We start from the raw sequence: 19242 nt of genomic DNA on the forward strand, positions 1-19242 counted from the left end.
CCGCACTCCGCGCGCCCCGGTGTGCGCGGCGCGGCATGTGCGGGTCTCCCCGCGACGCGCGACTACGCGATACCGTGGCGTTCCTTTTCCCCACATGATCCTCGTGGCCGCCCTGGAGGTTCCGTGGTACAGGCGTACATCCTGATCCAGACGGAGGTCGGCAAAGCGTCGACCGTCGCCGACACGATCAGCAAGATCCCTGGGGTCATCCAGGCCGAGGACGTGACGGGCCCCTATGACGTCATCGTCCGCGCCCAGGCCGACACCGTGGATGATCTCGGCCGGCTGGTGGTCGCCAAAGTCCAGCAAGTGGACGGCATCACCCGCACGCTGACCTGCCCGGTCGTGCACCTGTAGCCCCCGTCTGCCCTCGGCCGGTGTGCTCCTCGCGGCACCGGCGCTCCGTTGTGTCGGGCTGCCCGTCCCGGTCGTGTCGTTGATCGCCGTGGCGGGCTGCTCCTCAGCAGACGACGGCGGATCAGCGGCGGTTCCCGGCCCGGGCGCGACCGTCACGAAGCCGTGCCGGAACCTGGACGGGGCGCCGCGGAAGGTGGACGGTCCCGGCTGCCGGGACCCCGAGCCCGCCCCGCCGCCGACGGCGGGCCGGGCAGCCCGGCGATCATACTGCGCTGCGGTGTTCACCGGCCGCCCTGGACGGCGCACCCGCGATCAAGGGGGCGACCCCCCTGGGGGGTCGCCCCCTTGGGGGTGCCGTGCGCGTCAGCGAAGGCCGGTCGGCCTGCGCAGTGCCGCCTGGATCAGGCGGTCCACCAGCTCCGGGTACGCGATGCCGCTCGCCTGCCACATCGCCGGGTACATCGAGATCGGCGTGAATCCGGGGAGGGTGTTGATCTCGTTGATGACGAAGTGGCCGTCCTCCGTGAGGAAGAAGTCCGCGCGGACCAGGCCCTCGCAGGAGGCGGCCTCGAAGGCGTCGACGGCGAGACGCCGGACCTCTGCGGTCTCCTCCTCCGTCAGCGGCGCCGGGACGATACCCGGCGTCGAGTCGATGTACTTGGCCTCGAAGTCGTAGTACGCGTGCGTCTCGGGCGGCGGGATCTCGGCGGGCACGGAGGCGCGGGGGCCGTCCTCGAACTCCAGCACGCCGCACTCGATCTCGCGGCCCCGCAGCGCGGCCTCGACGAGGATCTTCGGGTCGTGGCTCTGGGCCTCGGCGATCGCCTCGTCCAGGCCGGTCAGGTCGTCGACCTTGGTGATGCCGATGGAGGAGCCCGCGCGGGCCGGCTTCACGAAGAGCGGCCAGCCGTGCTCACCGGCGAAGTCGATGATCTTCTTGCGGGCGGCGGGCTCGTCGAGCTGCCACTCGCGCGGCCGGATCACCACGTACGGGCCGACCCGCAGCCCGAAGGAGGTGAACACCCGCTTCATGTACTCCTTGTCCTGGCCGACGGCCGAGGCGAGGACGCCCGAGCCGACGTACGGGACGCCGGACAGCTCCAGCAGACCCTGGAGGGTGCCGTCCTCGCCGTACGGGCCGTGCAGGACGGGGAAGACGACGTCGACCTCGCCGAGCGCCTTGGGCACCGAACCGGGCTCGCTGTAGACGACCTCGCGGTTGGCCGGGTCGACGGGGAGCACCACGCCGCCCTCCTGGGACTCGGCGAGTTCCTCGACGGTCGGCGTGCGACGGTCGGTGATCGCCATGCGCTCCGGCTCGTCGGCGGTGAGCGCCCAACGGCCGTCCCGGGTGATGCCGATCGGCAGGACGTCGTACTTCGTCCGGTCGATGGCACGCAGGACGGCGCCGGCCGTGACCACGGAGATCCCGTGTTCCGAGCTGCGGCCGCCGAAGACGACGGCCACGCGCGGCTTGCGGGACGGCTGCTCAGGGCTCTGGGGGAGGTTCTCGGTGCTCATATCGCGATGAGAGTACCCGTTGGTAGTGCGGCCGTCAGCGCCCGCACGGCCGGTATCGCTCAGCGTCGCTCGGACTTGGCGGAGCGCGACATCAGCTCCTTGAGGGCGACCACGGGCGGCTTGCCCTCGTGCACGATGTCGACGACCGTCTCCGTGATCGGCATGTCGACGCCGTGCCGACGCGCCAAGTCCGCAACGGACTCACAGGACTTGACGCCCTCGGCGGTCTGCTTGGTGACCGCGATGGTCTCCTGGAGGGTCATGCCCTTGCCGAGGTTGGTGCCGAAGGTGTGGTTGCGGGAGAGCGGCGAGGAGCAGGTCGCCACCAGGTCGCCGAGGCCCGCGAGCCCGGAGAAGGTGAGCGGATCGGCGCCCATGGCCAGGCCCAGTCGGGTGGTCTCGGCGAGGCCGCGGGTGATGAGCGAGCCCTTGGCGTTGTCGCCGAGGCCCATGCCGTCCGCGATGCCGACAGCGAGGCCGATGACGTTCTTGACGGCACCGCCCAGTTCGCAGCCGACGACGTCGGTGTTGGTGTACGGGCGGAAGTACGGGGTGTGGCAGGCGGCCTGGAGCCGCTGGGCGACGGCCTCGTCGGTGCAGGCGACCACGGAGGCGGCCGGCATGCGGGAAGCGATCTCCCGTGCCAGATTGGGGCCGGTGACGACGGCGATCCGGTCCTGCCCGACCTTGGCGACGTCATCGATGACCTCGCTCATCCGCATGGCGGAACCGAGTTCGACGCCCTTCATGAGCGAGACGAGGACGGTGTCGGGGGCCAGCAGCGGCACCCATTCGGCGAGGTTGGCGCGCAGCGTCTGGGAGGGGACGGAGAGCACGGTGAAGTCGGCGTCGGCGGCGGCCTCGGCGGGGTCCGTGGTGGCGCGCACGTTCCGCGGGAGCTCCAGGCCCGGCAGATAGTCCACGTTGGTCCGGGTGGAGTTGATGGCGTCCGCGACCTCCGGGCGGCGCGCCCACAGCGTGACCTCGCACCCCGCGTCGGCGAGCACCATGCCGAAGGCCGTGCCCCATGAACCGGCGCTGAACACGGCCGCCTTGACCGGCTTGCTCACTTGCCCTGCCCCTCTTCCTGTGGTTCCTGTTCCCGCAGGGCTCCATTGTGCTGACCGGGCAGCTGGTGCTCGACCGCCGCCGCGGTCCTGCGCCGCTGCTCGATGCGCTCCCGCTTCGGGTCGTAGGGCGTCTCGGGCGCCTTCTCGCCGCGGATCTCCTCCAGCTGGCGCGTGATGGCGGCCATGATGACCTCCGTGGCGTCCTTCAGCAGGTCGGGGGTCATCTCCTTGTCGTAGAAGCGGGAGAGGTCGACGGGCGGCCCCGCGAGCACATGGTGCGTCTTGCGCGGCAGGACGTGGGGCTTCTTGGCGTACGGCGGCAGCAGCTCGTTGGCGCCCCACTGCGCCACGGGGATCACCGGGCACTTGGTCTGGAGGGCGACCCGCGCGGCGCCGGTCTTGCCGGTCATGGGCCACTGGTCGGGGTCCCGGGTGATGGTGCCCTCCGGGTAGAAGGCGACGCACTCGCCCCGCTCCACGGCGTCGATCGCGGCGCGGAAGGCGCTCAGCGCGTCCGTGGTCTCGCGGTAGACGGGGATCTGTCCGGTGCCGCGCATCGCGGCGCCCACGAATCCCTTCTTGAAAAGACCGCTCTTCGCGAGGAATCGCGGAACGCGGCCGCTGTTGTACTGAAAGTGCGCGTACGCGAAGGGGTCCGCGTGCGAATTGTGGTTCACCGCGGTGATAAATCCGCCGTCGGCAGGAATGTTCTCCATTCCGCGCCAGTCCCGCTTGATCAGAATCACCAGCGGCGGTTTGCACAGGACCGCGGCGAAGCGGTACCAGAAGCCGATTCTGCGGCGGGACACTCGGACACCTTCCTCTAGGGGGCCAGGGGGGGCCAGGGGGCTCCTCGCCCGGGGAGCCGCACAAGTGTCGCCCCGGACCGCCGGTCTGTCGAGAACACCGTACGCCCCACCCTGCGGACTTCCGTTGCCCCCAGGTGACAATGGCGGCGACAAGAGAGGGACGGAACACCCGTGCAGTGGACCCTGGCCGTACCCCTGAAACCCTTGGCGCGGGCCAAGAGCAGGCTCGCGGACACCGCCGACGACGGCGTGCGCCCCGGCCTGGCCCTCGCCTTCGCGCAGGACACGGTGGCCGCGGCGCTGGCCTGTACGGCGGTGCACGATGTGGTGGTCGTCACGGACGATCCGCTGGCCGGGCGTGAGCTGGCGGCGCTCGGCGCCCGGATCGTCCCCGACGATCCCGCGGCCGACCCGGCCACCGACCCGGCCGACGGCCTGAACGCGGCGCTGCGGCACGCGGCGACCCTCGCACGCACCGCCCGGCCGTACGCCCCGGTGGCCACGCTGAACGCCGATCTGCCGGCGCTGCGCCCGGACGAACTCGCCCGCGTCCTCGACGCCGCCGCCGCGTTCCCGCGGGCGTTCCTCGCGGACGCCGCCGGCACCGGGACCACGCTGCTCGCCGCCGCTCCCGGCCGGGCGCTGCGCCCGGCGTTCGGCCCCGGCTCCCGGCTCGCCCACCGCCGCTCCGGCGCCGTGGAACTCGTGCTCGACGATGTCGACTCGGTACGCCAGGACGTCGACACCGGGGACGACCTGCGTGCCGCCCTCTGTCTCGGTGTGGGCCCCCGTACGGCCGCCGCGGCCGCGCGCCTGCTGATACCCGGCCAGTAGGCTGCGTCCATGCAGGCCACCGCGTACACCTACGACGCCGCCACCCGCTCCGGCCAGGTCCTCCTGGACGACGGCACCCCCGTGCCCTTCGACGCCCCGGCCTTCGACGCGGGGGGCCTGCGCCTCCTCCGCCCCGGCCAGCGCGTCCGCATCGAGACGGAGGGCACGGGCGACGCCCTCCGCGTCACGTTGATCACGTTGCAGACCTTCTGAGGCGGGCCGGTCGGACGCTCCGCCGAAGGGGCACGGGGGAACCGGGAATTCTCAACGAACCCTTACCCCGAGAACGCCGCGGGCCGGGCTCCGACTAGGAGCCCGGCCCGGCGCGTGTGAGTATCCAGCGCCCCCTGCTAGCGAGCGGCAGTCTTCTTCGCCGTGGTCTTTCGAGCCGACGACTTCTTGGCCGGGGCCTTCTTCGCGGTGGCCTTCTTGGCGGGGGCCTTCGCCGCGGTGGTCTTCTTCGCCGCGGTCGACTTCGCGGCCGTGGTCTTCTTCGCCGCGGTCGACTTCGCCGCCGTGGTCTTCTTCGCGGTGGTCTTCTTCGCCGTCGTCTTCTTCGCCGCCGCCGTGGTCTTCTTGGCGGGCGTCGTCTTACGGGCCGTGGTGGCCTTCTTCGCGGTCGTCGTCTTCTTCGCGGCCGCCTTCTTGACCGTCGCCGAGGCGCCGCCGCTCAGGCTGCCCTTGGGGGCCTTCTTGACGGCGACCTCGCCGCCGCGGGGCAGCTTCTTGGAGCCGCTCACCAGGTCCTTGAAGCCCTGACCTGCGCGGAAGCGGGGCACGGAGGTCTTCTTGACCCGAACCCGCTCACCCGTCTGCGGGTTGCGGGCGTAACGGGCGGGACGCTCGACCTTCTCGAACGAACCGAAGCCGGTGACCGAGACCCTCTCACCCGCGACCGTCGCCCGGACGATGGCGTCCAGGACGGCGTCGACCGCGTCGGCGGCCTGCTGACGGCCACCGAGCTTGTCCGCAATCGCTTCTACGAGCTGCGCCTTGTTCACGTCTTCCCCTTCGGAGACATCGCCAGAACGAAAGTGTTCAAGCTTTTCGCACGTTAGGCAGATATATACCGCAAATCAAACACGAAACGGGCTTATCACCCTTGTGCCGCAACGGACTCGGCTGTCACGGAGTGGCTTCAGCGTTCCCCGGTGGGCATTCGCCCCTCGTCGAGGTCCACCGTGAAGCTCTCCAGACGCCTTGCCGCGTCGGCGAGATCGTGCTTGGCCACGGCCGTAATGACCAGCAGCTTCCGGGTCAGCGCCATCCGTACGCCCTCCGGGACTTGCAGTGCGCGCACCCTTGCGTGCGCTTCCTTGAGTTGGCCCGCGACCGCCGCATAGAGCTCGAGTTGGCCGTCGTGTTCCATGCACAGATTGTGCCATCTGGGGCGAGTTGTCGCCTGCCCAGGGGGCAACTGCCGTCTCCCGGGGGCCTGTAGAGCACCCCCATCCAATGCCGCACGATGATGCGCGTACCCCGGTAATCACCTTTGTAACTAGGGGAGTTGAAACCTTTCTGCACCCCACTTCCAAGGTGCTGTACTCCAAACATGGCTGTACCCCCAACCGTGCACGATTGGGGGTACAGAGGGGTGTGGCGGTGGCTGGAATCCGTCTTGCGCGGGCCTGCCCGGGGGTGGTCCGCGCGGTGGATCAGACCGGAAGCGTCCGCGGCTTGTACGACGGCCGCTTGGCCTCGTACGCGGCGATGTCGGCCTCGTTCTGGAGGGTGATGGAGATGTCGTCCAGCCCGTTCAGCAGCCGCCAGCGGGAGTTCTCGTCCAGCTCGAAGGAGGCGGTGATGCCCTCGGCACGCACCTGTCGGGTCTCCAGGTCGACCGTCACCTCGGCCTGGGGGTCCTTCTCGGTGAGCTCCCACAGCGCGTCCACGATCTTCTGCTCCAGCACGACCGTGAGCAGGCCGTTCTTGAGCGAGTTGCCGCGGAAGATGTCGGCGAACCGGGAGGAGATCACGGCCTTGAAGCCGTAGTTCTGCAGCGCCCACACCGCGTGCTCACGGGAGGAGCCGGTGCCGAAGTCGGGGCCGGCGACCAGGACCGTGGCGCCCTCGCGCTCCGGCTGGTTGAGGATGAAGGTCTCGTCCTTGCGCCAGGCCTCGAACAGCCCGTCCTCGAAGCCGTCCCTGGTCACCTTCTTGAGCCAGTGGGCGGGGATGATCTGGTCGGTGTCGACGTTGCTGCGGCGCAGCGGGACGGCCCGGCCGGTGTGCGTGGTGAATGCTTCCATGACTCTCAGACTCCAGCGGGCGCGGGGGCGTCGGACAGGTCGGCGGGCGAGGCCAGGTGGCCCAGCACGGCGGTCGCGGCGGCGACCTGCGGCGAGACCAGGTGCGTACGTCCGCCCTTGCCCTGCCGGCCCTCGAAGTTGCGGTTGGAGGTGGACGCGGAGCGCTCACCGGGGGCCAGCTGGTCCGGGTTCATGCCCAGGCACATGGAGCAGCCGGCGTGCCGCCACTCGGCGCCGGCCTCCTTGAAGACGACGTCGAGGCCCTCGGAGACGGCCTGGAGACCGACCCGCGCCGAGCCGGGGACGACCAGCATCCGTACGCCGTCGGCGACTTTGCGGCCCTTGACCAGCTCGGCGGCGGCGCGCAGGTCCTCGATGCGGCCGTTGGTGCAGGAACCTACGAAGACGGTGTCCACCTTGATGGAGCGCAGCGGCTGCCCGGCCTCCAACCCCATGTACTCCAGGGCCTTTTCGGCGGCCAGGCGCTCCGAAGCGTCTTCGTACGAAGCCGGATCGGGGACGTCCGCCGAAAGCGGCGCACCCTGGCCGGGGTTGGTGCCCCAGGTGACGAACGGCGACAGCTCGGCGGCGTCGATCACGACCTCGGCGTCGAACTCGGCGTCGTCGTCCGTCCTGAGGGTCTTCCAGTACGCGACGGCCGCGTCCCAGTCCTCGCCCTTGGGGGCGTGCGGACGGCCCTCCAGGTAGTCGAACGTGGTCTGGTCGGGGGCGATCATGCCCGCGCGGGCACCGGCCTCGATCGACATGTTGCAGATGGTCATGCGGGCCTCCATCGAGAGCTTCTCGATGGCGGAGCCCCGGTACTCCAGGACGTAGCCCTGGCCGCCGCCCGTGCCGATCCTGGCGATGATCGCGAGGATCAGGTCCTTGGCGGTGACGCCGTCGGGCAGCTCGCCGTCGACCGTGATGGCCATGGTCTTCGGGCGGGCCATGGGCAGCGTCTGGGTGGCCAGCACATGCTCCACCTGGGAGGTGCCGATGCCGAACGCCAGACCGCCGAAGGCGCCGTGCGTGGAGGTGTGGGAGTCGCCGCAGACGACCGTCATCCCGGGCTGGGTCAGACCCAGCTGCGGGCCCACGACGTGGACGACACCCTGCTCGACGTCGCCCAGCGGGTGCAGCCGCACGCCGAACTCGGCGGCGTTGTTCCGCAGCGTCTCCAGCTGCACGCGGGAGACGGGGTCCGCGATGGGCTTGTCGATGTCGAGGGTGGGGGTGTTGTGGTCCTCGGTCGCGATGGTCAGGTCGAGCCGGCGGACCTTCCGCCCGCTCTTGCGGAGACCGTCGAAGGCCTGGGGGCTGGTCACCTCGTGCAGCAGGTGCAAGTCGATGAAGAGGAGGTCGGGCTCGCCCTCGGCGCGCCGGACGACGTGGTCGTCCCAGACCTTCTCCGCGAGTGTCCTACCCATCGCTTTCCCTCCGGCCGACGCCTCAGCGCGTCGACCCAACTAGATCTCGGAGGTGGCGAGCGTGTGCGCATCCCCTCGTCGCACGCGCCTGCCGCCGGGCTCGTCGGTCCGCGAGCCTCTGTTGTTCTGCTTCCAGAGTGGCAAGGTCCACGTGAAATTGAACTTGCGTTTCACAGAGTGAGACGCGAGTATCGTTGCATGGACAACAGTAGCGGCGTCGGCGTTCTGGACAAGGCGGCCCTGGTCCTGAGCGCTCTGGAGTCCGGTCCGGCCACCCTCGCGGGTCTGGTCGGGGCCACCGGACTCGCACGGCCCACGGCCCACCGCCTGGCCGTGGCTCTGGAACACCACCGCATGGTGGCACGGGACATGCAGGGCCGTTTCATCCTCGGCCCGAGGCTGGCCGAGCTGGCCGCGGCCGCCGGTGAGGACCGCCTCCTCGCCACGGCGGGCCCGGTGCTCACGCATCTCAGGGATGTGACGGGCGAGAGCGCCCAGCTCTATCGCCGCCAGGGCGACATGCGCATCTGCGTCGCCGCGGCGGAGCGGCTGTCCGGCCTGCGGGACACGGTGCCGGTCGGTTCGACGCTCACGATGAAGGCCGGCTCCTCGGCGCAGATCCTCATGGCCTGGGAGGAGCCCGAGCGCCTCCACCGCGGCCTCCAGGGCGCCCGTTTCACCGCGACCGCCCTGTCCGGGGTGCGCCGCCGTGGCTGGGCCCAGTCGATCGGCGAGCGCGAGCCGGGCGTGGCCTCGGTCTCGGCCCCGGTCCGCGGCCCCTCCAACCGCGTGGTCGCCGCGGTCTCGGTCTCCGGGCCGATCGAGCGCCTGACCCGCCACCCCGGCCGTATGCACGCCCAAGCGGTGATCGACGCCGCGTCCCGACTCTCCGAAGCCCTGCGCCGCTCGGGCTGACCCTCCCCCCTGCCGTACGACCACGAAAAAGGCCTGCCTCAACGCCGCGGCAGGCCTTTTCTCGTGCGGCCGACCCCCTCGGGCGTCGACCGTGGTGCGCCCCTCGTCAGGCGTCCACCCGCCGGTGGGCGAACCGCTCCTTCGCGGACCGGCCCCGCTTCTCGATCGGCAGTACCCCCGTGGCCGCCGCGAGACCGAAGGCCGGCATGTCCGCGTAGATCGACTCGTACGACCCCTCCGGCACCACGTACGTCTCGTGCCAGAGCCCCACGTGTCCGCGGCCCTTCCCCTTGCGCTCCTTGCGGTTCATCGCCGCCCACGCCACGCGGTGGAACGCGTCGGGCGCGTGCGCGTAGCCGTAGAGCTTCTCCTTGGACTCCCAGTACTGGACGACGTAGTACGTCCGCGGCGAGGCCGTGAGCAGGACGGCGTTCAGGAGCCCCCGGCCCGGGTCCTCGCGCAGTTCGCGCAGCATCCGGGGCATCGCGGCCAGCACCGGCATCCAGTGGTGGACGGCCCAGAAGTGGTTGATGCGCACGCCGATGAGCAGGACCACCACATCGCCCTCGGCGGCAGCGGTGGTCCGTCCGGCGACGACCGTCTTTCCCGACATGACTCCCCCTCGTTGGCGAGCGGCACTATCCGACCGCCCATGCTTGGATAGTGGCACTTCCCAAGAAGGGGTGCAAGAGAGATGCGGCTGTCGGAGTTGAGCGCACGCAGCGGGGTGTCCACCGCGACGATCAAGTACTACCTGCGCGAAGGGCTGTTGGCGCCGGGTCGGCAGCTGAACGCGACGACGGCGGAGTACGACGAGACGCATCTGCGCCGATTGCGGCTGGTGCGGGCGTTGATCCAGGTGGGGCGGGTGCCGGTGGCGAGCGCCAGGGAGGTGCTCAAGCACGTCGACGACGAGTCACTGGGCCGCACCATCCGCCTCGGCGCGGCACTGTGGGCGCTCCCCCAGGCCCCCGACCCGGACGAGGAGGACCCGGCCACGGCCGCCGCGACGGCGGAGGTGGACCGGCTGCTGCGGACGCTGGGCTGGGACGCGGCGCGGGAGATCGGCGCGCTCTCCCCCGTGCACCGTTCCCTGGTGGCGCTGGTGGCCACGCAGATCCGGCTGGGGTATCCGTGCGACGCCGAAACCATGGCTCCGTACGCCGAGTTGATGCGTCAGGCGGCGGCACGGGACCTGGACCGCATGGAGACGTACGAGTCCGACACGGAGATGGTCGAGTCGGCGGTGTCCTCGGCGGTGCTGTTCGAGCCGGTGCTGCGGGCGCTGCACCGGCTGGCACAGGAGGAGGAGTCGGCCCGACGGTACGGCCTCGAGTGAGCGGGCCCCGGGCGGGCGGAGGCGGCGTCCCGCCGGCTCCGCCGCTCCGGAGGCGGGCACGACGAAGGCCCTCCGCCGAAGCGAAGGGCCTTCTGTGGTGTACCCCCGACCGGATTCGAACCGGCGCTACCGCCTTGAGAGGGCGGCGTGCTAGGCCGCTACACAACGGGGGCGTGGAGCCTGCTGGCGTTCAGTACTACACCGCCGCAGGTCCGAGCTGGTCTACCTGGACTCGAACCAAGACTAACTGAACCAGAATCAGTCGTGCTGCCAATTACACCATAGACCAATGTGGTTTAGACCAGTCAGTACCCCCGACCGGATTCGAACCGGCGCTACCGCCTTGAGAGGGCGGCGTGCTAGGCCGCTACACAACGGGGGCCCTAGCGATCCTGCATCGAAGTGAGCGGGTGCGACCCGAACTCTCCTCGCGGGAAGGATCTGTACCCCCGACCGGATTCGAACCGGCGCTACTGCCTTGAGAGGGCAGCGTGCTAGGCCGCTACACAACGGGGGCTTGCGGATGTGATCCGCTGGCGCAGATAAGCTCTGCGAGCTGGCCTACCTGGACTCGAACCAAGACTAACTGAACCAGAATCAGTCGTGCTGCCAATTACACCATAGGCCACTGGAACGCAAGCCCCTGAGGGATCTTGTTCTAGTTTGCGCTTCCGGTTCCGGCCTTTCGGCCCGCTCCCCGGCGGCGCAGAAAGAACATTACCCGAAGGTGGACGGCGCTCCAAAACGAGTATCGGAGCCGAGGATCGCGGGGAGTTCGGCGAGGGTGGCGATGCGGTGCGGTCCGACCGGTGGGTCGACGGTCGCGTAGAGGCCGCCGCGATCGATCCAGACCGACAGCAGGCCCGCCTCGGCGGCGCCCTGTCCGTCGATCTCCGGGTGGTCGCCGACGTACGCGACCTCGCCCGGCGGCAGGTCCAGGGACTCGCAGGCGGCGTGGAAGGCCTCGGCGGCCGGCTTGTGGACACCCAGCTGCTCGGCGCACAGGACCGTCTCGAAGCGGTCCCACACCCCGAGGGCGCGCAGCTTGCGCTCCTGCACGGGGAGGCTGGAGTTGGAGAGCACCGCGTGCCGGTGGGTCGAGGCGAGCGCGTCCAGGACGGGCAGGACATCGGGGAAGAGCGCCCAGGCCCGCTCGTAGTGGACGATGTAGCGCTCGAACCAGGCGTCGGCCTCGGCGTCGGTGAGCGGTCGGCCGTGGAAGTCGCGCACCCGGTCGCGCCGGGTGGCCTCCCAGTCGCCCTCGCCCGCCGCGTACCGCCGCCAGTGCAGGCTCGTGAGTTCGCGCCAGCGGTCGAGGGCCTCCTCGACGGAGCCGTAACGGCGCAGCTCCTCGGCCGCCAGATGCGCCCGCATCCCGGTGCGGTCGGCCGTGGTGTAGTCGAAGAGAGTGTCGTCGACGTCCCAGACCACGGCCTTGATGTTCATGGTCCGACGGTAGCCCGAGGCCGGCCGTCCTGTCCGGCGGATGACGAAGGGGCGGCACCCGGAACTCCGGGTGCCGCCCCTCGCGTACGGGCGTTACGCGGCCAGCTTGGCCAGGGCCGCGTCGATGCGGGCGAGGGTCTTCTCCTTGCCCAGGATCTCCAGGGACTCGAAGAGGGGCAGGCCGACCGTGCGGCCCGTGACGGCCACGCGGACGGGGGCCTGGGCCTTGCCGAGCTTGAGGCCGTGGGCCTCGCCGGCGGCCAGGACGGCCTCCTTGAGGGACTCGGCCGAGGTCCAGTCGGCGGACTCCAGCTTCTCCCTCGCGGTGCGCAGCAGCGCGTCGGAGCCCTCCTTCATCGCCTTCTGCCAGGACGCCTCGTCCTCGACCGGCTCCGGCAGGAACAGGAAGTCGACGTTGTCGGTGATCTCCGAGAGGACCTTCAGCCGGGTCTGCGCGTGCGGGGCGACGGCCTGCCACTTGGCCTCGTCGAAGTCCTCCGGGGCCCAGGGCGCGAAGGGGGCCTTCAGCCAGGGGGCGCAGCGCTCGGTGAAGTCCGTCACGCTCAGCATGCGGATGTGGTCCGCGTTGATCGCCTCGGCCTTCTTCAGGTCGAAGCGGGCCGGGTTGGGGTTCACGTCGGCGACGTCGAAGGCGGCGACCATCTCCTCGATCGTGAAGATGTCCTTGTCCGCGGAGAGCGACCAGCCGAGGAGGGAGAGGTAGTTCAGCAGGCCCTCGGGGAGGAAGCCGCGCTCCCGGTAGAGGTTCAGGCTGGACTGCGGGTCGCGCTTGGAGAGCTTCTTGTTGCCCTCGCCCATCACGTAGGGCAGGTGGCCGAAGGAGGGGATCTCCTTGGCGACGCCCAGGTCGATCAACGCCTTGTAGAGCGCGATCTGACGCGGCGTCGAGGAGAGCAGGTCCTCGCCGCGCAGGACGTGGGTGATCTCCATCAGGGCGTCGTCGACCGGGTTGACCAGCGTGTACAGCGGGGCGCCGTTCGCGCGGACGATGCCGTAGTCCGGGACGTTCTCCGGGGTGAAGGTCAGCTCGCCGCGGACCAGGTCGGTGAAGGTGATCGTCTCGTCGGGCATCCGGAAGCGGACGATCGGCTCACGGCCCTCCGCCTCGTACCGGGCCTTCTGCTCGGGGGTGACCTCGCGGCACTTGCCGTCGTAGCCGGAGGGCCGGCCCGCGGCGCGGGCGGCGTCACGGCGCTCCTCCAGCTCGGAGGCGGTGCAGTAGCAGTGGTAGGCGTGACCGGCGTCCTGGAGCTTCCTGGCGATCTCCGTGTACGTCTCCATGCGCTGCGACTGGCGGTACGGCGCGTGCGGGCCGCCGACCTCGGGGCCCTCGTCCCAGGTGAAGCCCAGCCAGCGCAGCGAGTCCAGGAGCTGCTCGTAGGACTCCTCGGAGTCGCGGGCCGCGTCGGTGTCCTCGATGCGGAAGACGAACGTGCCGCCGGTGTGGCGGGCGAACGCCCAGTTGAACAGGGCCGTGCGGACCAGACCCACATGGGGGTTGCCGGTCGGGGACGGACAGAAACGTACGCGGACGGAGCCGTTAGCCACGCTTGATCACCTTGTTGGTGAGAGTGCCGATGCCTTCGATGGTGACGGCGACCTCGTCGCCGACGTTGAGGGGGCCGACCCCTGCCGGGGTGCCCGTGAGGATGACGTCGCCCGGGAGCAGCGTCATGGCCTCGGTGATGTTGACGATCAGGTCCTCGATGGAGTGGATCATCTCGCTCGTGCGGCCGAGCTGGCGCTGGCCGCCGTTGACCGTGAGCTGGATGGTCAGGTCCGAGGGGTCCAGTTCGGTCTCGACCCAGGGGCCGAGCGGGCAGGACGTGTCGAAGCCCTTGGCCCGGGCCCACTGCTTCTCGCGCCGTTGGACGTCACGGGCGGTGATGTCGTTGGCGCAGGTGTAGCCGAAGATCACGTCCTTGACGCGTTCGCGCGGGACCTCGCGGCACATCCGGCCGATGACCACGGCGAGCTCGGCCTCGTGGTGGAGTTCCTGCGAGAAGGACGGGTACTGGATCTCGTCGCCGGGGCCGATCACCGAGGTGGCCGGCTTGAAGAAGGCGAACGGGGCGTCGGGGACCTCGTTGCCGAGTTCCCGGGCGTGCTCGGCGTAGTTGCGGCCGAAGGCGACGACCTTGTTGGGGAGCACCGGCGGCAGCAGCCTGACCCGTGTCCTCGAATCAGGGGTCAGCGGGACCTTCGTGCCGGAGAGCTCGAAGTCCGTGAACGGGATGCCCTTGATGATGTCGAGGACGAGTTCGTCCGGCTTGTCGCCCTCGACCGCTCCGAAGGCTACGTTCCCGTCGATGGAGAACCTGGCGATGCGCACGGGATCCTCGTGCCCCTTTGACTGAGCTGGCTGGAGTCTGACGCTCCAGGCTAACGCGGCAGGGGAGGCCGGCCTCGCGCATTGACGGGCGCGGTCGGCCGTATCCACGGGAAAGGGCGCCCTGGTCGTGGTGCCGGGCGCCCTTTGTCCGCGTACCTGAAGCAGCGGTCTTCCTTTTTCGCGGGATTCACGGGATCCGTCCTGAGCACATGGCGGATTCCCTGCGTACTTGAGCCTGCAACTACTCTGCGGACTGGACGGGAACCTTCATGAGGACCGTCCGACGGGGATTCGCGGTCTGGGAGGGGAGGTCGACGGAGTGCTCCTGCTCCGGCGTGCGCAGGTCCTCGGCGTCGGCGAGGTGGGCCAGCGTGGTGCGCCGGGGGTTGGCTATCGTGCGGAACATCATCGTCGTCTTCACTGTTGTCCAAGACCTCGTCGTGAGCGGGCGCCGGGCCGGACCGCATGGGCCGCCCCACGGGCGCGGGTTGTCGGATTCGCCATCCCTGTAAAGCGTCAGGCTAAACATCCGATTCCCGGGCCAGGGCGTGATGAAGACATGATCACCGTGTGAGTTTGCTCACCTACTCATGGGCAAATCAGGCAATCCGGATTCTCCCTCCACCCTGACAAACCGGACATCAGCCAACTGAATCAGGCATTCCGCTCCTGATCATGGCGACTGGGACACCCCCCGTGCACCCCGGTATCGCGGGAGTTTGCCCGCTTTGCTGTGAATCGGCCTCCACATCCGGTGACGCACTCCTCACGCGCTGTCACTGTGAACAGACCGTTATCCGTTGGCCTTGTTGCAGATCCGGCACTGTGCTGGAATTCCACGAACCGCCGCAGGATCGTGCCGGTGCGCAGGGGCGCAAAGCAGCGCCGGGCGGCGGCGGAAGGGGGAGCCAGCGCCGGTCACTCACGACCACAAACAGGGGACGTAATTCAGGGCGCCCCCAAGACGCCGACACCGTCCCGCCGTTCATTCGGCGGGGCGCCTGGTCCAGAGGTTGCGAAGCTAGTGCAGGGACGTTTCAAGAGGGATGGCAGCGCTTCGGCGGAGCCGGAGCCACACAACGGAACCGGTAACGGTTCCTCCCCCCAGCACGCCCAGAACCCGGGTCCGGCGGAGATCGGCGACGGCGGTGAGCGCTCCGGGCGCACCGGCGCGTCCGCTCCTCCCACGCCCGGCAAGCCCAAGGGCGACACGGCCGGCGTGACCGGCCCCGGATCACGAGTAGCCCTGCGCAACTGGCGCATCTCCACTCGTCTCGTCTCGCTGCTCGCCCTCCCCGTGGTGGCGGCGACCTCGCTGGGCGCACTGCGCATCGGCGACAACGTGGACGACATCCAGCAGCTCGACAACATGCGGCTGCTGACCGACATGACCAAGCAGGCGACCGAGCTCGCCGACGCGCTGCAGAACGAGCGCGACCTCTCCGCCGGTCCCCTCGCGCGGGGTCTCGACGCCAGCGACTTCACGGTCAAGGGCGCCCGCCAGAAGACGGACCAGGCCCGCGTCCAGTTCGCCGACGCGACCCAGGAGGCCGACAGCTCGAGCACCGCCCAGAACCTCCCCGGTGTCCGCGAGAGCCTCGTCCGCGTCACGCGAGCGCTGAACGACCTCAACACCGTCCGCAACAAGGCCTACGCCGACCCGAAGAACTCCACGCAGACGGTCGAGGCGTACCACCGTCTGATCATCCAGCTGCTGGAACTCTCCCAGGACATGGCGGAGGCCACCAGCAACCCGGACATGATCAAGCGCACCCGCGCCCTGGCCGCGTTCTCCTCGGCCAAGGAGTACGCGTCCGTGCAGCGCGCGATCATCGCCGCGGCCCTGCCCTCGAACAGGGACACCTTCGGCAACCTCTCCGAGAACGACCGGCTCTACGCGAAGTCGGCGCTGGACAACGAGGAGTCCGACCGCACCACCTTCTCCGACATCTACGGTGACGGCGCCGAGGAGCTCACCAAGCCGATCGACGACGCCAGCCCCACCATCGAGGCGTCCGACCTCTACGCGGACCGGGTGCTCGCCAGCTCCGGCGGTCTGCGCGGCCAGGACAAGCGCTCGTACAAGGACTGGACCGACGACTCCGGCACCAAGATCGAGCGGATGGAGAAGATCGAGGGCTCGCTCCTCGAGGAGATGGAGCAGGCCGCCCGCGCGCTCCGTGCGGACGCCGAGCAAGAGGCGATCATCTCCGGTGCGCTCATCCTGCTCGTCCTCGGTGTCTCCCTGGTCGGCGCGTTCGTCGTGGCCCGCTCCATGATCCGCTCGCTGCGCAGGCTCCAGGACACGGCGACCAAGGTCGCCCAGGACCGCCTGCCCGAGCTGGTCAAGCAGCTGTCGGAGTCGGACCCGCAGGACGTCGACACCTCCGTGGAGTCCGTCGGTGTGCACTCACGGGACGAGATCGGCCAGGTGGCCGCGGCCTTCGACGACGTGCACCGCGAGGCGGTCCGCCTCGCCGCCGAGCAGGCCCTCCTCCGGGGCAACGTCAACGCGATGTTCACCAACCTCTCGCGTCGCTCCCAGGGCCTCATCCAGCGTCAGCTCTCGCTCATCTCCGAACTGGAGTCCCGCGAGGCCGACCCGGACCAGCTGTCCTCCCTGTTCAAGCTCGACCACCTCGCCACCCGCATGCGCCGTAACGGTGAGAACCTCCTCGTCCTCGCCGGTGAGGAGCCCGGCCGCCGGTGGACCCGCCCGGTCCCGCTGGTCGACGTGCTCCGTGCCGCCGCCTCCGAGGTGGAGCAGTACGAGCGCATCGAGCTGGCCGCCGTGCCGACCACCGAAGTGGCCGGCCGCGTGGTCAACGACCTCGTGCACCTCCTCGCCGAGCTGCTCGAGAACGCGACCTCGTTCTCCTCGCCGCAGACCAAGGTCAAGGTCACCGGTCACGCGCTGCCCGACGGGCGGGTGCTGATCGAGATCCACGACACCGGTATCGGCCTCTCCCCCGAGGACCTGGCGGCGATCAACGAGCGCCTCGCCTCGCCGCCCACCGTGGACGTGTCGGTCTCCCGCCGCATGGGTCTGTTCGTGGTCGGTCGTCTGTCGCAGCGCCACGGCATACGCATCCAGCTCCGTCCGTCCGACTCGGGCGGCACGACCGCGCTGGTCATGCTTCCCGTGGACGTCGCGCAGGGCAACAAGAAGCCGACCCCCGGCAAGCCCGGCCAGGGTGCCCCCTCCACCGGTGGCCCCGCCGCCGCGCAGGCCGCGGCCGGTGCCGCCGCCGCGCGTCGCCAGGCCGGCCAGTCGGGTCCGCAGCTCGGCGGTGGCCCCTCCGGTGGGGGTCTGCTCGGCGGCGCCCCGCAGCGCGGCCAGGTCGGCGCCGGTCAGGGTCCGCGCGCGGCACTGCCCGGCAACCCCAGCGGACCGGGCAACCCCGGTGGTCAGCGTGGGCCGCAGGGTGGTCCGCCGATGCCTCCGCAGGGTGGCCGGCCGGCTCCGGCGGGCGCCGGTGCCGGTGCGTTCGGCGGCGGTCAGGCGCCGGGTGCCCCGCAGGGCCTCCAGGCCGCCGGGACCGGTGGTCCCGACACCAGGAACTTCGAGAACTTCAACGACTCCGGTCGCCAGGGCGGCTTCGCCGGCGGCGGCTCGGGTCTGCGTCCGGGCGGCAGCTTCGGTGACGGCGGTGCGCCGCGTCAGGGCGGCGCCGGTGACAGCGGTCCCGCCGCCGTGCCCCCGAAGCAGGGCAAGGAGCGTTCCGGCAGGCGCCGGCCGCAGCTGCCCGGCCGTGGTGGCCCGCGCGCCGAGCTGCCCGGCGGCAACGCCCCGCGCACGCCGAGCTGGAGCGACGAGAACGCCCAGCCGCCGGCGCCGCGCGCCTCGCTGGACGCCCCGCGCGGCCACGACGAGCAGCCGGACGTGACGGCACCGATGCCGCGGGTCGACCCGAACCAGGGTCCGGCCTCGACCTCGCAGTTCCCGCGCCCCGACTACGACGCCCCGGCCGCCGGGCAGAACGGCACCGGATCCTTCGTGCGTCCCGACGTGTTCGGCGGGGCCGGCGCCCCGCCCGCGTCGGGCGGTCCGTCCCGCGGCGGCGCCGAGGACCCCGCGTCCACCGGCCGGTTCGCCACGGCGGGCTACGACGGCTCCGGCACGGGCCAGTTCCCCGTCCCCGGCCGCCCGAACCCGCAGAACAACGGCCAGTACGGCGCCCCGGACCGGGCGAACGGCCAGGACACCGGCCAGTTCGGCGTCCTCGGACGGCACAACGGCCAGGGCCCCGGGCAGTACGACCCGTCCGGTCGGCAGAACCCGCAGGACACCGGTCAGTTCGAGCGTCCGCAGGTCAACGGCGAGAACTTCGGCGGGCCCCGCCAGCCACAGCGTCCCCCGATGCCCCAGCAGCGCCCCGCGCGCCAGGAGCCGGAGGCGCTGCCGCCGGCCGCGGGCCCCGGTGACGGCCGTACCCCGCTGTACGACACGCTGGAGACCAACTGGTTCCACGGTCAGGGCGGCCAGAGCGGACAGCACGGCCAGGGTGGGCAGCAGCCGCAGCGGCAGCCGGGCAACGGCGTCGCCCCGCAGCGCCCCGTCCAGGCCCCCGAGCCCCCGGCCGCTCCGCAGCGGTCGGCGGCCCCCGCCGCGCCGGCGTCCAGCGCCTGGCGCAACACCCCCAATGACGACCTGGTACGCCAGGCCGAACGCGTCCGTCAGCCGTCGGCGGGCGGGGTCACCACCTCCGGCCTGCCTCGTCGAGTCCCGCGCGCGAACCTCGTGCCGGGCACGGCTCAGCAGCAACAGCACCAAAGCGGTCCGCAGGTCTCGCGTGCGCCTGACGACGTACGCGGCCGACTGACCAATCTCCGTCGGGGTATCGCGCAGGGTCGTCAGGTCGGCAACGGCCAGACCGGCAGCTTCCCGAACCCCACTCACCAGCAGGAGCGTTAGTTGA

18 protein-coding genes and 5 tRNA genes are annotated in these 19242 nt (G+C 70.5%); 6 read left to right on the forward strand and 17 right to left on the reverse strand.

Translation table 11 applies throughout. From position 1 onward, the window contains the following. Nucleotides 1-123: 123 nt before the first annotated feature. Nucleotides 124-357: an Lrp/AsnC family transcriptional regulator gene (locus SMA5143A_RS21855; RefSeq protein WP_055512560.1), complete on the forward strand. Its 234-nt coding sequence runs from the start codon at nucleotides 124-126 to the stop codon at nucleotides 355-357. Between the two features lie 363 nt (nucleotides 358-720). On the opposite strand, the gene SMA5143A_RS21865 is transcribed toward SMA5143A_RS21855, so the two are convergent. From SMA5143A_RS21865 to SMA5143A_RS21875, 3 genes are read right to left on the reverse strand one after another with little or no spacing between them, the layout of a single operon-like run. Then, nucleotides 721-1878 carry a D-alanine--D-alanine ligase family protein gene (locus tag SMA5143A_RS21865; protein WP_107464585.1) on the reverse strand — a complete coding sequence of 386 codons (1158 nt, stop codon included), beginning with the start codon at nucleotides 1876-1878 and terminating at the stop codon, nucleotides 721-723. 59 nt (nucleotides 1879-1937) lie between these two features. Then, nucleotides 1938-2948, reverse strand: coding sequence for an NAD(P)H-dependent glycerol-3-phosphate dehydrogenase (locus SMA5143A_RS21870; RefSeq protein WP_107464586.1), 1011 nt, complete (start codon nucleotides 2946-2948; stop codon nucleotides 1938-1940). After that, nucleotides 2945-3757: a lysophospholipid acyltransferase family protein gene (locus tag SMA5143A_RS21875; RefSeq protein WP_107464587.1), complete on the reverse strand. Its 813-nt coding sequence runs from the start codon at nucleotides 3755-3757 to the stop codon at nucleotides 2945-2947. The genes SMA5143A_RS21870 and SMA5143A_RS21875 overlap by 4 nt, the downstream gene beginning before the upstream one ends. A gap of 171 nt (nucleotides 3758-3928) precedes the next feature. Between SMA5143A_RS21875 and cofC the strand changes: the two genes are divergently transcribed. Both cofC and SMA5143A_RS21885 read left to right on the forward strand, forming a co-directional pair. Beyond that, nucleotides 3929-4591, forward strand: coding sequence for a 2-phospho-L-lactate guanylyltransferase (cofC, locus tag SMA5143A_RS21880; protein ID WP_107464588.1), 663 nt, complete (start codon nucleotides 3929-3931; stop codon nucleotides 4589-4591). Between the two features lie 9 nt (nucleotides 4592-4600). Beyond that, entirely contained in the window at nucleotides 4601-4804 is a 204-nt protein-coding gene (locus tag SMA5143A_RS21885) for a hypothetical protein (protein WP_055512549.1), read from the forward strand. A gap of 137 nt (nucleotides 4805-4941) precedes the next feature. Here the strand turns inward: SMA5143A_RS21885 and SMA5143A_RS21890 are convergent, their stop codons facing one another. From SMA5143A_RS21890 to leuC, 4 genes are all read right to left on the reverse strand, one after another. Further along, nucleotides 4942-5592, reverse strand: coding sequence for an HU family DNA-binding protein (locus SMA5143A_RS21890; protein WP_107464589.1), 651 nt, complete (start codon nucleotides 5590-5592; stop codon nucleotides 4942-4944). Nucleotides 5593-5729: 137 nt separating this feature from the next. Then, nucleotides 5730-5960 carry a hypothetical protein gene (locus SMA5143A_RS21895; protein WP_055512544.1) on the reverse strand — a complete coding sequence of 77 codons (231 nt, stop codon included), beginning with the start codon at nucleotides 5958-5960 and terminating at the stop codon, nucleotides 5730-5732. A 286-nt stretch (nucleotides 5961-6246) separates the two neighbouring features. Then, nucleotides 6247-6840 carry a 3-isopropylmalate dehydratase small subunit gene (gene leuD, locus SMA5143A_RS21900; protein ID WP_107464590.1) on the reverse strand — a complete coding sequence of 198 codons (594 nt, stop codon included), beginning with the start codon at nucleotides 6838-6840 and terminating at the stop codon, nucleotides 6247-6249. Between the two features lie 5 nt (nucleotides 6841-6845). Then, nucleotides 6846-8270, reverse strand: coding sequence for a 3-isopropylmalate dehydratase large subunit (leuC, locus tag SMA5143A_RS21905; RefSeq protein WP_055541731.1), 1425 nt, complete (start codon nucleotides 8268-8270; stop codon nucleotides 6846-6848). Between the two features lie 198 nt (nucleotides 8271-8468). Here leuC and ndgR point away from each other — a divergent pair, with 198 nt between their 5' ends. Continuing rightward, entirely contained in the window at nucleotides 8469-9185 is a 717-nt protein-coding gene (ndgR, locus tag SMA5143A_RS21910) for an IclR family transcriptional regulator NdgR (RefSeq protein ID WP_107464591.1), read from the forward strand. Nucleotides 9186-9291: 106 nt separating this feature from the next. On the opposite strand, the gene SMA5143A_RS21915 is transcribed toward ndgR, so the two are convergent. Next, the gene (locus SMA5143A_RS21915) at nucleotides 9292-9798 is read right to left on the reverse strand and encodes a DUF4188 domain-containing protein (protein ID WP_107464592.1); all 507 of its coding nucleotides are present in this window, start codon (nucleotides 9796-9798) and stop codon (nucleotides 9292-9294) included. A gap of 81 nt (nucleotides 9799-9879) precedes the next feature. Here SMA5143A_RS21915 and SMA5143A_RS21920 point away from each other — a divergent pair, with 81 nt between their 5' ends. Further along, nucleotides 9880-10524, forward strand: a complete 645-nt coding sequence (locus SMA5143A_RS21920) for a MerR family transcriptional regulator (RefSeq protein ID WP_107464593.1) — start codon at nucleotides 9880-9882, stop codon at nucleotides 10522-10524. A gap of 100 nt (nucleotides 10525-10624) precedes the next feature. On the opposite strand, the gene SMA5143A_RS21925 is transcribed toward SMA5143A_RS21920, so the two are convergent. The 9 genes from SMA5143A_RS21925 to SMA5143A_RS21965 form a co-directional block, all read right to left on the reverse strand. After that, nucleotides 10625-10697: transfer RNA gene (locus SMA5143A_RS21925), tRNA-Glu, on the reverse strand. 44 nt (nucleotides 10698-10741) lie between these two features. Beyond that, nucleotides 10742-10813: transfer RNA gene (locus SMA5143A_RS21930), tRNA-Gln, on the reverse strand. 20 nt (nucleotides 10814-10833) lie between these two features. Beyond that, nucleotides 10834-10906 (reverse strand) — tRNA-Glu (locus SMA5143A_RS21935). A gap of 62 nt (nucleotides 10907-10968) precedes the next feature. After that, nucleotides 10969-11041: transfer RNA gene (locus SMA5143A_RS21940), tRNA-Glu, on the reverse strand. Between the two features lie 39 nt (nucleotides 11042-11080). Then, nucleotides 11081-11152, reverse strand: a tRNA-Gln gene (locus tag SMA5143A_RS21945). Between the two features lie 89 nt (nucleotides 11153-11241). Then, complete coding sequence (locus SMA5143A_RS21950) at nucleotides 11242-11970, reverse strand: HAD family hydrolase (RefSeq protein ID WP_107464594.1); 729 nt, start codon at nucleotides 11968-11970, stop codon at nucleotides 11242-11244. Between the two features lie 93 nt (nucleotides 11971-12063). After that, nucleotides 12064-13539 (reverse strand): glutamate--tRNA ligase, encoded by a 1476-nt coding sequence (gene gltX, locus SMA5143A_RS21955; RefSeq protein ID WP_107464595.1) that lies wholly within the window; start codon nucleotides 13537-13539, stop codon nucleotides 12064-12066. Beyond that, complete coding sequence (locus tag SMA5143A_RS21960; RefSeq protein WP_107464596.1) at nucleotides 13532-14323, reverse strand: fumarylacetoacetate hydrolase family protein; 792 nt, start codon at nucleotides 14321-14323, stop codon at nucleotides 13532-13534. Before SMA5143A_RS21960 ends, gltX begins: the two co-directional genes overlap by 8 nt. A 241-nt stretch (nucleotides 14324-14564) precedes the next feature. Then, complete coding sequence (locus tag SMA5143A_RS21965) at nucleotides 14565-14744, reverse strand: hypothetical protein (RefSeq protein WP_107464597.1); 180 nt, start codon at nucleotides 14742-14744, stop codon at nucleotides 14565-14567. 603 nt (nucleotides 14745-15347) lie between these two features. Here SMA5143A_RS21965 and SMA5143A_RS21970 point away from each other — a divergent pair. Continuing rightward, complete coding sequence (locus SMA5143A_RS21970) at nucleotides 15348-19238, forward strand: sensor histidine kinase (protein ID WP_107464598.1); 3891 nt, start codon at nucleotides 15348-15350, stop codon at nucleotides 19236-19238. The last annotated feature ends 4 nt before the right edge of the window (nucleotides 19239-19242 follow it).

The sequence above is a fragment of the Streptomyces sp. MA5143a genome (assembly GCF_900290235.1).
In the GTDB taxonomy this organism is placed as follows: domain Bacteria; phylum Actinomycetota; class Actinomycetes; order Streptomycetales; family Streptomycetaceae; genus Streptomyces.

Coding starts and splice junctions, on each gene's coding strand:
- SMA5143A_RS21885 (WP_055512549.1), top strand. CDS start 4,601: ATGCAGGCCACCGCGTACACCTACGACGCCGCCACCCGCTCCGGCCAG.
- SMA5143A_RS21865 (WP_107464585.1), bottom strand. CDS start 1,878: ATGAGCACCGAGAACCTCCCCCAGAGCCCTGAGCAGCCGTCCCGCAAG.
- leuD (WP_107464590.1), bottom strand. CDS start 6,840: ATGGAAGCATTCACCACGCACACCGGCCGGGCCGTCCCGCTGCGCCGC.
- SMA5143A_RS21895 (WP_055512544.1), bottom strand. CDS start 5,960: ATGGAACACGACGGCCAACTCGAGCTCTATGCGGCGGTCGCGGGCCAA.
- SMA5143A_RS21920 (WP_107464593.1), top strand. CDS start 9,880: ATGCGGCTGTCGGAGTTGAGCGCACGCAGCGGGGTGTCCACCGCGACG.
- ndgR (WP_107464591.1), top strand. CDS start 8,469: ATGGACAACAGTAGCGGCGTCGGCGTTCTGGACAAGGCGGCCCTGGTC.
- SMA5143A_RS21915 (WP_107464592.1), bottom strand. CDS start 9,798: ATGTCGGGAAAGACGGTCGTCGCCGGACGGACCACCGCTGCCGCCGAG.
- SMA5143A_RS21950 (WP_107464594.1), bottom strand. CDS start 11,970: ATGAACATCAAGGCCGTGGTCTGGGACGTCGACGACACTCTCTTCGAC.
- leuC (WP_055541731.1), bottom strand. CDS start 8,270: ATGGGTAGGACACTCGCGGAGAAGGTCTGGGACGACCACGTCGTCCGG.